Origin of the sequence: Nostoc sp. (genome assembly GCF_036917815.1) — a bacterium.
GTDB lineage: Bacteria > Cyanobacteriota > Cyanobacteriia > Cyanobacteriales > Nostocaceae > Nostoc.
The window spans coordinates 50,691-65,846 of sequence record NZ_JBALEK010000042.1 but is presented as its reverse complement, the minus strand read 5'-3'; the positions used below and the strand labels follow the sequence as shown (position 1 = coordinate 65,846).

Sequence of the window (15,156 nt, the reverse complement as noted above, 5' to 3'; positions counted from 1 at the left end):
TTCGTGAAAAATCAGATCCCCGACTTCTCAAAAGTTGTCGGGGATCTGAGTCTCTCAATTTTCACACGCCAAAAATTTTCACGTTGCTGAGATGATTCAAAAGGTGAAGGTTGTCCTGACAGTGCCAATTACCGCATCCTGATTGTCATTGTTTTGACCAGGAGCCGTTATCCAAATAACACCTGGGGTAATGGCAATGTTATCTGTAAGCTGATACTTATAAAAACCTTCAATATGCAACGATAAATCGTTTGCAGGTGCTGGATTACCACCCCGATAAGGTTCTGCACCCACAAGAACACCACCAAGGTTGCCTTGTTTACCTAAATCTGGAAATGCCAATCCCAGAGCATAGTACCAAATATCTGCACTACCACTACCTGCCAGATTTTTGGCGTTGGTGTAGCCAAAGAACCCATTGACTGCAACTTTCGGACTGAATTTATAAAAAGCTTCTGCTCCATAAGAGTTTGTAATTACTTCGTCAAAAGGAGTGTTAGCTTGTGCAGTTCCAACGATCGCTCCACCACTACCAATATCAAATATCGCTCCCCGATTTTGATAGGCATTTACATAAGTTAAACCAATACCAGAGTTCTTGTTGGGGTTCCATGCTAGTTGGGCCATCGCGCCATATTGACCATTAAATAGGCCGCTACCTGCTTCAGGACTAGCATGATCCCCTGCTAAATAACCCAAGCTCAATACTATTTTGTCACTGAATTTGTAATTGATTCCAGCACCAGCACCACCACCAATTCTATAGATAGGGCTGGATGAAGCAAATTCTGTCAGAGCGCGACCGCCTCCGGTGGCACTATCCAAATAGGGACTGAGGGTGGGAATGTAATCAAAAAATACTCCGTTTACTGCTCCTACGTAAGCCTGTATTTTGTCTCCAATCGGGAAGTAATAAGCAAGCCAATCGAGAAAATCATTGTTGTTGGCTGGAGATAGATTGAAGGTTTGAAGTCCTTCTGCTGTACCATTTGGCAGCTTTAAGGTAGTGGCGTTTCCAGCAGTTAAACGGACGTTGAGAGTATCTCTACCTGTAAAACTAGTTTTGAAAACCAGGCGAACTCTATCTTGAAAAACTGTGTTGCTATTATTAACGGAGCCACTAAAGGCATTTGTGACGGCAAAGACGGCTTCTCCTACTAACTTTGTTGTTGTAGAAAACTGATTGGCTTCTAGTTTCGCAGTCCGAGCTTCTAAATTATCAACGCGACCCCGTAAAGTTGCTAGTTCAGCAGCAAATTCTTCTTGCAGTCTTTGTAGTGTAGTTAAGTCTTGTTTGGTAACTAAGTCAGATGTCGCTGTTGCAATCAGCTCGTTGATTCGAGATAAACAAGCATTTAAGCCTGCTGCAAATTCATAGCGAGTGATGGCGCGGTTTCCCCGATAAGTTTCATTTGGATAGCCTGCAATACATCCATAACGCTCAACTAAAGACTGGAGTGCGCCAAATGCCCAATCGGTTGGCTGTACATCTGAAAACTGAGATACAGATGTTACCTGAGACATACTATTTGTCTGTTGGACGTTTACATCAGTATTGATTGCAGGCATTTTAGGCGTTTGGGCAATGGTTGTTTCCGAAGAATTGTCCCCGAATTTGGCGATTGCAGTTGGTATATTTGTTTGAGTCACAGCCACTAAATTTCTGTCTTCAGCATAAGCTGATGTGCTGACTAGCAAAGTAGCCCCCAAAATCATCGATTCCATGCATAAATTATGAAATGAACGATTGAACATTTCTATCACTCCTCATCTTTGTTAGTTGAAAAATTTAGTGAAAGCCATCAGATATTTCAGTGACTTGTCAAGCGAAAAATTTATGACTAGTACGACACGGCGTAAATAAAGCAACCATTTTAAATAGCCAGAAAGCCTACAAAATAAGCATTCTTTCTTTTTACTTTTGCCTTCTTGTACTCGCCCTGAGAAATGCTGAATGACTCTAACTATCGAAAGGTTTCAGTAATATTGCTACACCTTGACAGGTTGTTTGAAAAGTTTTTTTGTATACGTGTAACCCTTGGAGATCCCCCTAAATCCCCCGATAAATTGGGGGACTTTGATTCTTCCCCCTTTTTAAAGGGGGTTAGGGGGGATCAACAAGTGCCTAAAATCACAGCTAACTGCTTTTTAACAACCTCTGAGATATAACCAGATATATTAGTGAATAACTGGCATTTTTATCTGCACATTTCAGTGTAGAAAAGACTTGTTTTCACACAAATAGAATCCCTGTACACGTTATAGATATAGCTTGTACAAAATGCTGCCTTTTTACATAAAAATCTAAATTTATCGACATCCAGCTATAAAATACTTTATAACTATCAAGTTAGAGTAGTTTAATGCATTTAAATTAACAATATTGCATATATAATCTCAAAAAACAAGTATTTGAGAAAAATTATTCTCAAATTGACTATCAACGAAATATTTTTTAATCCTGCACTAACAAGCTTTAGCTTTCGGAAAAATAAATCTCATTTTGACTTGATTTATTATTGACGTTGTGCAATGATATTCAATGTAATGGTAGGTTTATAAAACTACTGTAGATCCAAATTTTTCCCTCACAATTTATAGTTTTTTCTCGCAATCAGGTTAGCAGGAGAAATTGCAAAGTATGCAATTAATCGAAACTAAAGAATCTCAAAAATATCTGGATTTAGCTAAGTCTTTAGCAAAGGAATTTGCCCAGACTGCTGTAGAGCGGGATGCCAAAGGGGGAACACCAAAACATGAACGCGATCGCTTGCGCCAAAGCAACTTGCTGAAACTGGTGGTACCCACAGAGTACGGTGGTTTAGGACAAAGTTGGATTACCGTTCTGCAAATTACCCGCGAGTTTGCCAAAGTTGATAGTTCCATTGCTCACGTCTTTTCTTACCATCATCTAGGTGTAATTATTCCTCATATCTTTGGGTCGGCAGAGCAAAAACAGCGATATTATTCAGAAACTATTCGTAACAATTGGTTTTGGTGCAATGCCCTCAACCCTTTAGATAAAAGAACTACTCTGATACCAGAAAATGATTATTTCCGTCTCAACGGCATTAAAAGCTTTTGCTCTGGCTCTCAAGACTCAGATATATTGCCGATCACTGCCACTCATCAAGAAACTGGTGAATTGAGCATTCTGGCAATTCCTACCCAACGGCAAGGCGTTACTGTTCATCATGATTGGGATAACATAGGGCAACGTCAAACAGACAGTGGTAGTGTTACTTTTGAGAACGTCTTGGTATACCCTGAAGAAATTATTGGTAGTAGAGACAAACCCGGTCAACCCTTCAGCACTATTCGCGCCTGCTTAACTCAATTGAATCTTGCGAATATCTACCTGGGAATTGCCCAAGGAGCATTTGAAGCTGCTAAAACATATACTTCCACTAATACAAAACCTTGGCTGACATCAGGTGTAGAGAGTGCAACTCAAGATCCTTACATCCTCCAGCACTATGGCAAAATATGGGTTGATCTGCAAGCAGCTAAGAGCTTGACTGATCAAGCAGGAGAATTACTACAAACTGCCTGGGAGCGGGAATGGTCACTTACCGCCGAAGAACGGGGAGAATGTGCGCTATTGATCGCTACTGCCAAAGTCTTCGCCACTAGAGTCGGTTTAGACATTACCAACCGGATTTTTGACGTTATGGGCGCACGCGCTACTACGGCAAAATATGGCTTTGACCGCTATTGGCGTAATCTCCGTACATTCACTCTCCACGATCCAGTAGATTACAAAATCCAAGAAATCGGAAATTGGGCGTTAAATGACGAACTGCCAAAACCTAACTTTTATTCATAGTTATCAGGACTAGCCCTTTCAAGGTGTGTTAATGTTCTGTGCTTTCTGAAAGGAGTTAAAAGGGTTTGGCGCAGCCTCACAAAGAAATGGTATAAGTCATAAAATATCCCTCGTTGGTTAAAAATTAATATTAATTAGCCTAATAAGTGGCACAATTAAAGCCAAAATATACTTTAATTAAATCTGCAAAGTATATAGCTATACTTTCGCCACTTATGTCATCGCCCCTTGAGCGCCCGCTAAAATTTGAAATCAGATTGCCATCCTCTCATCCTCAGTTATTAGAAGGACTAGATATATGGCTGCGCTTAGGTTTGATATCTGATGCCCAAGTCAGGCAGCTATGCCGAGAATTTCTGGTGTGTGCGGTGGTGTTAGAACCCCAGCCGGAAGCGAAGACAAAGGTAGTATTTGCAACTTATGACTCCGTGCAGGAGTTATCCATAGCAGCTTTAGAATCTAGTAGTCTTAGACAACCGCAACAAAAACCAGCTAAACCTAACTTGATCAGTACAATGTTGCAGTCCTTGGGGGCAGAACTGAGTGTGCGTTGGCTGCTTTTTTTAGGGGTATTTCTGGTGGTGGTGTCCTCTGGGGTACTGGCTGCTAGTCAGTGGCAGAGGTTTCCCGCCTCTGGACAGTATGGGGTTTTATTTGCTTATACTTTGAGTTTCTGGGGATTAAGCTTTTGGGCGATTAGGCAAAATAATCTCATATTGACGGCTCAGACATTGCTGATTGTCACCCTTTTGTTGGTGCCAGTGAACTTTTGGGCGATGGATAGCTTTCGGTTGTGGCATAATCCTGTGGATTGGATTGTAGTTGCGATCGCTTGGCCTACCCTCACTGCTATAACTGTTTTACTCTCCAAAAATCGGACTATTTTTGCCAATTTACATACTGGCAAATTACCTCTAGCAAATATTCTGGGGCTAAGTTATCTGCATTGGGGTTGGCAAATCCCACGATTTCCCTTGATTGCTGTTTATGTGGCAATGATCGGCACAACTATCATTACTGTTTATCACAATCTTTACCAACAGCCTCAGACTGTGAGTGGGGAAGATGCAAGCAATCGCCATAAATTAAGTATTACTTTACCTGGCACTGTAATTATTTATGCGTTGATAGTGCTGTTAGTGCGGGCGATTTTTGTTGCCAAGGTAGATGTCACACAGTTGGGGTTAGCCATCGGTATTTGCGGCTGGTTGGTGACTTGGTTAGCGCAACAGGCAGGGGGAGCAGGGGGCAGGGGGCAGGGAGCAAGGGAAGCAGAAGAAGTAACAATAATATCTCCCTCATCCCCCTCATCCCTCTTCCTCTGGGAAAGACTCGGTGCAATTTTAATCTTTCTGGGTTGGCTGGTATCGGTAGTAAATTATCCCTGGCAAGCGATCGCTGTGAGTGGTTTGGGTTTGTGGTTTGTGGGAAGTCGCTTATGGCGGTACAGTTTCAAGGTAGACTTCGCAGCAGTTTTCGTCATTGGCTTACAGACGATTTGGTTAGGTTGGCGATTAGTACCTGATAACTTACAAAAATTAGCGATCGCAACTGGCACCCAACTCACCAATTCTCAAAATGAACCTTGGGCTTTGCTGGGTATAGCTTTATTTCCCTACATAATTTTGATGGTGGCGCTCACAGATAGCTTGTATCGCAGCCAAAAGCGAGAATTAGCTAAATTTGGCGAATTCCTCACCCTCTTATTTGGAGCTTTTTTAACCACGATCGCTCTAGTAAATCCGACATTGCGATCGCTAAATCTGCTATTTTCCACCACCACTCTGGTATTCGTCACTCAACGCCGCTCCCCCTCATCCCTTCCCCTGGTATATTTAACTCATATCATGGGGGTGCTGACATTTTGCTCTACCATTAACTGGCTCTCACCAAGCCGGAGTCAACAAGCCTGGGCAAGTATTTTATTAGCTCTGATGGTTGCAGAATGGGGATTTAGCCTCAAGGAAGGTTTATGGCGACGTAGTGCATGGGACATCGGTTTAGGACTAGCCGCCGCTAGTTTCTTTCTATTGTGGATGAATGCAGAATCATCTTGGTATGGCATAGCTGATAGCCAAGCCAATTGGGGAGTTTTATGGCTAGTTACGCCTTTAGCTCTCACGGGTGTTGCCAATTGCACAATTATAGAGCGTCGGATTACTAGCCGTTACTTGAGTGTCTTGGCTGTGGGAGTTGCCCAGCTACTGACTTTACAGCTACCAGGAACCAGATTAATCGGTTTAGCCGTGGGTGCCGGATTGATGTTTGCAAATACGCGCTATTTGCGAAACCAAACATCTGCGGTAATTACAGAAGGATTTGCTCTGAGTTTCATTGGGGCGTTGCTGTGGAATGGTGTGCCTGCTTTACCTCACCTAGCAATAGGAGGTTGGTTTGTCGTCGGAGCGATCGCCACCTTAAGTCTATGGTTAGCGCGGACAGTTTTGAGCCGACGCGCTAACGAATTAGCAGTTATCTATGCAGCCGCCAGTAATAAATGGGCGATCGCCTTGTGTGGTTTGGAATTGTTTTGTTTGACACTGCACTCAATACTGATTTACTCAGGGTTTATTACTTCTGGATTTTTGTATTTAACTGCCACTGCTATCACCTTGACAGCTATTGTTTATCGGAGTTGGCGACAACCGACAAATTGGGCATTTTATGGCATCGGTTGGTGTTTGGAATTGTTGACTGCCGAGGTGTTGGGATTTGGGGAACGCTCAACTGTTAAAATTGCGATCGCCAATATCGCTTTAGGTTTAATCGCTCAACTAGTCGGTGAGTGGTGGCGACGACGACATCAATTAGAAAGGCTTCCTAGCAGTTTTCATATTTTGCCCTTAATTTATGCTGCATTCAGTGTATTGCTGCGTTTGAGCACCTTCACCGAGTGGACAGGGTTGTATTCATTAGGTGTAGCTTTAATTATCATTGGCGTGGGGCGACGGCGTGAGAACTTTAAACCCCTACTGTACTTAGGAATCATTGGCGTATCCATTTCTGCTTATGAGCTTTTGTTTTATCAGATGTCACAAGCTTCAGGAGGAGCATTAGGTGATGGATTGATTGCCATGTCTGCCCTTGGTGGCAGTATCATGTATGCTTACCGCATCTTGTCTCCAAGGCTAGTCAGCTACTTACGCCTGACTCCCCAAGAACTGAAAAGAATTGCTCATATTCACTGGGTTTGGAGTAGCTGTTTATTAATGGCTGCCATTCCTCTTCCCATTGGAGTTAACCGTTTGGTGGGATTGGGAACAGGAGTATTTTTGATTCGCTATGCCATCTTTCAGGGACGAAATTCGCGGACTTCCCCCAGCATTTTCGGAGGAATCACAATCGGAGAAATGTGGGTTTACCTTGGCTTATTAGAGGTAGCCGGCATGAGGGTTTATTGGCGCGAGACAGCAGTGGGACAATTTTGGGCTGGGCCATTAGTTCCGTGGAATGGTGCGATCGCTTGTGTGGTAGCCTATTTTCTCTACATCCTACCTTGGGAAAGTTGGGGTTGGTCTAAAAGACCTTGGCAGCAAGCCGCCTACATCATACCACTGATAATTTTATGGGAAACCAGACTGCAAACTTACCCCATCACCTTGGTACTTGCAGCTGGATTTTACATCTTTCTTGCAAAGGTGGCCGAAAACATCCGTTTCACCTATATTAGTGTGGCGTTGATTGATTGGGCGCTTTACCGTTGGTTTGATTCCTTACATCTAAATGATGCTTTGTGGTATGTCACACCCATTGGGTTGTCACTGCTTTATATTGCTCAAGTAGATACCCAACTGAAGCTACCAGAGTATAAAGCCCCTCGTCATATTCTGAGAGTGCTAGGTAGTGGTTTAATTTGTGGGTGGGCAATTTTATTTCATCAAAATACACCCTGGATACCAGGAATTTTCAGCCTGATCGCCATTTTTGCCGGATTAGCTTTGCGAGTGCGGGCTTTTCTCTACATTGGTACAGCCACTTTTTTAATCACTACAATCTATCAATCGGTAATTTTCAGCTTGCAGTACTCCTTTTTAAAATGGGTTGTTGGCTTGCTAGTTGGCATCCTCCTGATTTATATTGCCGCCAACTTTGAAACCCGTCGCGCTCAAATAACTTCCTTAATTCGTAGCGCCATTGATGAATTTCAATCATGGCAATAGGGGTAATTAAGTCTGACTTTTCACGTTATGTGGAAAAGCTAACGATTGATCTAACCCCCTTCCCGACACCTACGGTGTACACACAAGTCGAAAAAAGCTTGATTTTCCATTATTCTCTCGTTTATCTCGTTCCCATGCTCTGCATGGGAATGCCCCTCCTTGGGGCTGCTGCCTCCAGTCTGGCATTGAGTCAGAGACTCAATGAATGCATTCCCAGTCGGAGACTGGGAACGAGGAACGAAGAAAGTCTTACCAAGCTAGGTTTTTAGGACTTGTGTGTACACCGTAGCCTCTTAGGAGAGAGATCAAAATGTATTACATCCAAGCGAGAACCGCTATATACCAATACGCTTGGGTTAAGGCTAAAACTCTTTGGGAAGGTTAATTTTTTTAACGAACCGCAGAGGCACAGAGAACGCAGAGAGAAGGAGAAAATGCTTAACTGAACTGTATTGCGCTATATACCCCTTCCCAACTGGAAATCTGCTGTATTTACAGGTGCTTTACAATGCGTTAACGCACCCTACCTTCTAAGAAAAGTTAGCAGCGCTAGACTTTTTTTCTAAACTCGCTACTAATTTCACTCCAAATTCTTCCTCAAATACTCCTTTTTTATAATCTAAACTCCACATTTCTAAAGCACAATCATCATCAGGTTGAGATGGGAAAATTAGCAGATTACATTGTCTCAATTGTGGATAATACTCACATTGTACTTGAGCGATCGCACCAATTTGTCGTCGATCTAATGCCACTGCTAATCTGAGAATTGCACTCAATTGACTAACTATTTGTCGTTGCTCTTTAGTCAGCAAATTCTGGTAATTTTCATGTTTTTTCTTAGGCGGCGATTTGCGATGATAACGCGCTAAATTGGCAATGATTTCAATATCGGTTTCTGTATAACCGAGCAATTCACCATTGCGAATTAGATAGTAAGAGTGCTTGTGGTGAGATGAATGGCTGACATAATGACCGCAATTATGTAATATTGTAGCTGCCCACAGCAGTTGTCGCTCATTGGCTCCCCAGTGGTGTAAAGTACCTTGAGTTTGGTCAAATAAACTCTCGGCAAATTTGGCAACGCGATCGCTATATCCTAAGTTAACGTGGTACTTATTAGCGAGTTTGAGAACATTCCGTTCCCGAACTGAACTTTGGTAGCGTAGCTTATCTTCAATTAAACCGTGGGTTAGCATCCAGTCTACGATTACGCCTTCCCTCAAAGAACGCTCACAAACCGTTACCGATTCACTACCCAAGAGGGTCATTGCTTCCTGTAATATTACTGCCCCAGCAAGTATAACTTCAGCGCGCTTGTCTGGCATACCGGGGATCTCAGCCGTTTCTGAGTTACTCAGTTTCCGCAAGCGATTTACCAACTCTCCCAAGTCTTTAAGGCTAAATTGGTAGCCATTGAGAGTGGAAGGGATAACACCCGACTTTTCTCGTGCATGAATCATCGCCAGGGTTTCAATTGTGCCAGCCGTACCCACCAAACGCGGAGATTCCCCAAACTCTAGGTTTGCTAACACTTCTTCTACAGAACGTTCCAACATACCGCGTGCATAAGCTTGCAGGTATTGAAACTCAGTGTTGCTGATGGGGTCGCTTGTAATTAACTCGCTAGTGAGTCGCACTGCACCAACTTTTGTACTGGTAAGAGTACGGGGTTCGTTACTGTCGCCCAAAATTATTTCTGTGGAACCACCGCCAATATCAACAATGATATGGGGTTGGTTGTTAAATTCCATCCCCGACAGCACGCCAAGATAGATTCGTCGCGCTTCTTCTTGACCAGAAATCAAGTCAACGCTTAAACCCAACTCCGTTTCTACCATCTGCAAAAAATCTTTACCATTGGGGGCTTCCCGTACAGCACTAGTTGCTACAGCAATGATTGTTTCAGCATTGATAGTTTTGGCAACTTCTTGGAAGCGTCCTAAAGCAGCGATCGCCTTTTTAATTATCTCCGGTTTGAGTTCCCCTGTAGTCAGATTGCGATCGCCAAGTCTCACGGTTTCTTTTTCTCTGGCAATAATACTGAAAGCTGGTAGTGTGGGGTCAATCTTCACTACTACCATGTGTAGAGAATTTGTTCCCAAGTCAATGGCAGCAATAATCCGATGTTGGTTAGGTGGTTGAGTTGTAACACTCTCCCAGCTAGCCGAAGCTACTAAATTCAGCATCTAGTTTTCTCTCTTTATAAGAAATGATGGCAAACGGTGGTATGTCGGAGTAGCTGGCACTAATATTTGTTGCAACATACTTGCTCAAATTGAGTGCTGAGTAAATTAAAAAGTAGTCAGCACTCAGAACTCAGTTTGGTTGAGGGTAACTGAGCTAAGTATATTCACCCTACTGTTTCTAACCTAGTGACTATTTAAAGGTATTTAAAGTTGCCACTTTCGGTTATCTTTTTACAAATAACAAATAACGTTATTCTATAAATGTAAAGATGTGTGAACTAGGGATTGGGGAGTAGGGAGTAGGGAGTAGGAAAGAGTATTCCCAATCCCCAATCCCCAATCCCCAATCCCCAATCCCCAATCCCCAATCCCCAGTACTATGTTAACCACACCAAAACGCCCCCAAGAACCAGTTTTGCTTGTAATTATCCGGCTTTTGCGCTGGCATAAACCAGAAGGACGGTTAATTTTAATGATTCCTGCACTTTGGGCAGTGTTTTTGGCCGCTTCTGGGAAACCGCCTTTACCTCTGGTTGGTGTGATTATATTAGGTACTCTGGCCACAAGTGCGGCGGGGTGTGTTGTCAATGATTTGTGGGATCGGGATATTGATCCAGAAGTGGAGAGAACACGCGATCGCCCCCTCGCTTCTCGTGCCTTATCTGTGAAAGTTGGCATTGGAGTTGCGATCGTCTCCCTAGCATGTGCAGCAATCCTGGCATTTTATCTTAACCCCCTGAGTTTCTGGTTATGTGTGGCAGCCGTGCCTGTAATTCTGCTTTATCCAGGTGCAAAACGAGTGTTTCCTGTACCGCAGCTGGTGCTTTCCATCGCTTGGGGTTTTGGGGTATTGATTAGCTGGAGTGCAGTCACACAAACCATCTCTCAACCAACTTGGTTACTTTGGGGTGCCACTGTTTTGTGGACATTAGGATTTGATACAGTTTATGCAATGAGCGACAAGGAAGACGATCGCCGCATTGGTGTTAATTCTAGCGCCCTATTTTTTGGGAATTATGCCCCTGTAGCTATTGGAATTTTCTTTGCTGGCACAATCTTGTTATTGTCTTGGTTAGGCGTAGTTATACATCTGCACTTAGCCTTCTGGATTAGCCTTGCAGTTGCTACTATCGGATGGGTTTGGCAGTCTCTGCGATTAAGAAAGCAAGACTTACCTAACCCTGTTTATGGTGAGATGTTCCGGCAAAATGTGTGGATTGGTTTTATTTTACTTGCTGGGATGATTGCTGGATCTTTTTAATAGAAAAAGCATAGAATCCCCTTGAAGAAGTATTTAAGAGTTTTTGTATGGGTACATTTTTTGATTGGTTTACTGCATTACTTCAGTATATGCGTACTTGGGCAGCAATAGGTCTACTCTGTTTGGTTCTCACCTGGTCATTTTCGGCACAAGCTGTCAGCACCATTGACCCGCAGTTAGAACAGCAAGTATTACAAATTATCCGGGAACACCCAGAGGCAATTGTTGAATCTGTTCAAGCTTATCAGCAGCAACAACAACAGAAAATCAAACAAGCACAACAAGCATTTTTAGAGGAGTTAAAAACGAATCCTCAAACAGTGATTGGTGAGTCTCCCACCACAGGTTCAACTAAATCAAAAACTGTGCTAATAGAATTTTCAGATTTTCAATGCCCCTATTGTGCTGAGGCGCATAAGACTTTGAAAGAACTGTTAGCAAAATATCCAGATAAACTCAGATTAGTTTACAAGAATCTGCCGCTAACTTCAATTCATCCTGAAGCATTACCAGCAGCCACAGCAGCTTGGGCGGCACATCAACAGGGCAAATTTTGGCAATATCATGATGCGCTATTTACTAATCAAAAGCAACTAGGTGAAGCGTTATATTTAGATATTGCTAAAAGACTGAATCTGGATTTGGGTAAATTTAAACGCGATCTAACTCTTGCCACTCCTGCAATTACTAAAGATATCCAGCTAGCTGATAAATTGGCTGTTTCTGGCACACCTTTCTTTGTAATTAATAGTCCAAATTTTTCAGGAGTGGTTCAGTTATCAGATGTCAACAGCATATTGGCTGATGCTAAGTAAAGCACGGTGTCAATCCAACTACCATCTTAATTAATAAGACTTGTAGGGACAATTAATTAATCATTTAGTGTCAACTTAATGTAGAAGTCAGGTAAGAGAAAGGGTTCCAGAATTGCCCTCATCCCCTAACCCCTTCTCCCATTTATGGGAGAAGGGGAACTAGATAATTTACTCCCCTCTCCCAAAAATGGGAGAGGGGCTGGGGGTGAGGGCAAAACTCATACAGTCACAAGATTTCAGCTTCATGTTCACACCAATGTTCATTAATTGCTCCGTCAGCAGCTATTCGCATACAGAACATTATGAACGAGAAAACAATGGGAAATCGAGCGCTCTCTTTTGAGAACTGATGCAGTAGGTTGGGTGGAGGCTTTGCGTAACCCAACATCCTGACCAACATCCTGATATCTGTTGGGTTGCGCTCCGCTCCACCCAACCTACATCTAATGCACTATTTTAAGCTTGCCAAACCGAACAGTATTGGAAATCGAGCGCTCTCTTTTGAGAACTGATGCAGCTTGAAGATGCTAAGGGTGCGAAAGATTTAATCCCAAAATATACGGATACAGTATTGATTCTTTTCATACTAAAATCTGCAATTGAACTTGATACGCCAGAATACTACAATCTAGCTACTATATATTTTGTAAATCGGACAGGATGCTTAACCTACAATAATAGTGCTATATCTTTGTAGTTCAAAATTTTCGTAAACCACAAAGCCGACCTTTGCAACACAACCGTATTTGATGGCTAAATCAATTGTTTCAACAGAACGGCTCGGTAGCCAGTTAATCCACTGGTTGCTTGAAGAAGACCGACGAGAGAAGAAAGGGCCTTACCGCAAGGAAGAACCACATCGCCAACATTCTTGGTGGCAGGTAATGTGCTTGACTGGTGTAGATTATTTTTCGACCCTTGGCTATCAACCTGGGATTGCAGCACTGGCGGCTGGCGCTCTTTCTCCTATAGCTACCCTGATTCTGGTTTTGCTGACGCTCTTTGGAGCATTGCCAATCTATCGGCGCATTGCTGCCGAAAGCCCTCATGGTGAAGGGTCGATCGCCATGTTAGAGCGTTTGCTCCCCTGGTGGCAAGGTAAATTACTGGTGCTATGCTTGCTCGGCTTTGTGGCAACTGACTTTATTATTACTATTACTTTGTCGGCGGCTGATGCCACAGCCCATATCATCGAAAATCCCCTAACCCCAATTTGGCTTCACAATCAGACGATCGCCATCACTCTGATATTAGTTACATTACTAGGCGCAGTTTTCTTGAGAGGTTTCCGAGAAGCAATTGGGATTGCAGTAGTTTTGGTGGGAGTTTATCTACTCTTAAACTCCATTGTCGTTAGTGTGGGTCTGTATCACATCCTAACTCACCCAGAAGCGATCGCTAACTGGCAAACTGCACTTTTTGCACGCCATTCCAATCCTTTGATCCTAATCGGCATCGCTCTTCTCATATTCCCTAAGCTAGCGCTGGGATTATCAGGTTTTGAGACTGGTGTTACTGTTATGCCCCTGGTAAAAGGCAGCACCCGCAACACCCCACAGCATCCCGGAGGGCGAATTCGGAATACACGGAAGCTACTCACCTCTGCGGCTCTGATTATGAGCTTCTTTTTGCTTACCACCAGCTTTATAACTATTCTACTGATTCCAACGGCAGAATTTGCATCTGGGGGCAAAGCCAACGGACGGGCCCTTGCTTATTTAGCACATCTATATTTAGGGAATGGCTTTGGTACAATTTACGATTTAAGTACTATTTCCATTTTGTGGTTTGCAGGTGCATCTGCAATGGCAGGGTTGCTAAATATCGTGCCTCGCTACCTACCACGCTATGGCATGGCACCCAATTGGGCACGAGTAACGCGACCTTTAGTGTTAGTCTACACAACGATCGCTTTTGTTGTCACAATTATCTTCAAAGCAAGTGTGGAAGCCCAAGGTGGGGCTTATGCAACTGGTGTGCTTGTGTTGATCACCTCAGCCGCCTTTGCTGTCACCTTATCAGCCCACCGTCACCGAGAGAAGCGGGCAAGATTCATCTTTGCAATTATCACACTGTTATTTTTATATACTACTGTTGTCAATATTATCGAAAGACCAGAAGGGATTAAGATCGCTGGGTTCTTTATCGGTGCGATCATTTTTACCTCGCTGGTTTCTCGTGTTTGGCGTTCAACAGAACTGCGAGCAGAGCGGATCGAACTTGACGAAGTTGCTGCCCAATTCCTGGCTGAAGAGAGCCAGGGAGCAATACGACTGATTGCAAACCGGTTGAATACGGGCGATGCCCTAGAGTATCTTTTAAAAGAGAAAGAGGTACGCGAGGATAACCATATTCCACCTAACGATCCAATTCTGTTTCTAGAGGTTCATGTATCAGATGCTTCGGAATTTGCCGATGTAATCGTAGTAAAAGGGGTACAAGTTGGTGATTATCGCATCCTCCGGGCTGAAAGTGCAGCAGTCCCCAATGCGATCGCCGCTTTACTACTTTATATTCGCGATCAAACAGGTAAAATTCCCCATGCTTACTTCGGTTGGGTTGAAGGAAACCCCATACAATACTTACTGCGTTTTATCTTGTTTGGTGAAGGTGACATTGCTGTAGTCACCCGTGAAGTACTCCGTCGGGCTGAAAAGAATCCCCATCTACGTCCTGGTATTCATGTTGGGGGTTGAGTTAGAAGGTCTAATTTTCCGAACTGGGTGGGAAAAGCCCACCCGAAACTAGTAGTCCATAACATGAATTGGTTATGAAAAATACACTATAACGGTTCTCGAATGGAAGCAATACACTTTGACCTCACTTCCATTCCTCTCTCCTTTTAAAAGGAGAGAGGCTTTGAATCACAGATGTAGCTTTCCGCCACGCTACAAGCTACATCTTC

The 15,156-nt window shown here is 43.3% G+C and carries 7 protein-coding genes; 5 read left to right on the top strand and 2 right to left on the bottom strand.

Translation table 11 applies throughout. The annotated features are described in order from the left end of the window. Positions 1-96: 96 nt before the first annotated feature. A complete protein-coding gene (locus V7K97_RS12435; RefSeq protein ID WP_334801276.1) occupies positions 97-1,755 on the bottom strand; it encodes an iron uptake porin in 1,659 nt (552 codons plus the stop codon). 886 nt (positions 1,756-2,641) lie between these two features. Between V7K97_RS12435 and V7K97_RS12430 the strand changes: the two genes are divergently transcribed. Both V7K97_RS12430 and V7K97_RS12425 read left to right on the top strand, forming a co-directional pair. Beyond that, positions 2,642-3,826, top strand: coding sequence for an acyl-CoA dehydrogenase family protein (locus V7K97_RS12430; protein ID WP_334801275.1), 1,185 nt, complete (start codon positions 2,642-2,644; stop codon positions 3,824-3,826). Positions 3,827-4,041: 215 nt separating this feature from the next. After that, positions 4,042-7,986: a DUF2157 domain-containing protein gene (locus V7K97_RS12425; protein WP_334801274.1), complete on the top strand. Its 3,945-nt coding sequence runs from the start codon at positions 4,042-4,044 to the stop codon at positions 7,984-7,986. 530 nt (positions 7,987-8,516) lie between these two features. Here the strand turns inward: V7K97_RS12425 and V7K97_RS12420 are convergent. After that, positions 8,517-10,175: a Ppx/GppA phosphatase family protein gene (locus V7K97_RS12420; protein ID WP_334801272.1), complete on the bottom strand. Its 1,659-nt coding sequence runs from the start codon at positions 10,173-10,175 to the stop codon at positions 8,517-8,519. Between the two features lie 379 nt (positions 10,176-10,554). Here V7K97_RS12420 and V7K97_RS12415 point away from each other — a divergent pair, with 379 nt between their 5' ends. The 3 genes from V7K97_RS12415 to V7K97_RS12405 all read left to right on the top strand — a co-directional run bounded on the left by V7K97_RS12415 (position 10,555) and on the right by V7K97_RS12405 (position 14,947). Further along, positions 10,555-11,436: a 4-hydroxybenzoate solanesyltransferase gene (locus tag V7K97_RS12415; RefSeq protein WP_334801271.1), complete on the top strand. Its 882-nt coding sequence runs from the start codon at positions 10,555-10,557 to the stop codon at positions 11,434-11,436. A 47-nt stretch (positions 11,437-11,483) separates the two neighbouring features. Then, positions 11,484-12,251 carry a DsbA family protein gene (locus V7K97_RS12410; protein WP_334801270.1) on the top strand — a complete coding sequence of 256 codons (768 nt, stop codon included), beginning with the start codon at positions 11,484-11,486 and terminating at the stop codon, positions 12,249-12,251. A gap of 749 nt (positions 12,252-13,000) precedes the next feature. Further along, on the top strand, positions 13,001-14,947 hold the full coding sequence (locus V7K97_RS12405; protein WP_334801268.1) for an amino acid transporter: 1,947 nt from the start codon (positions 13,001-13,003) through the stop codon (positions 14,945-14,947). Positions 14,948-15,156 lie beyond the last annotated feature (209 nt).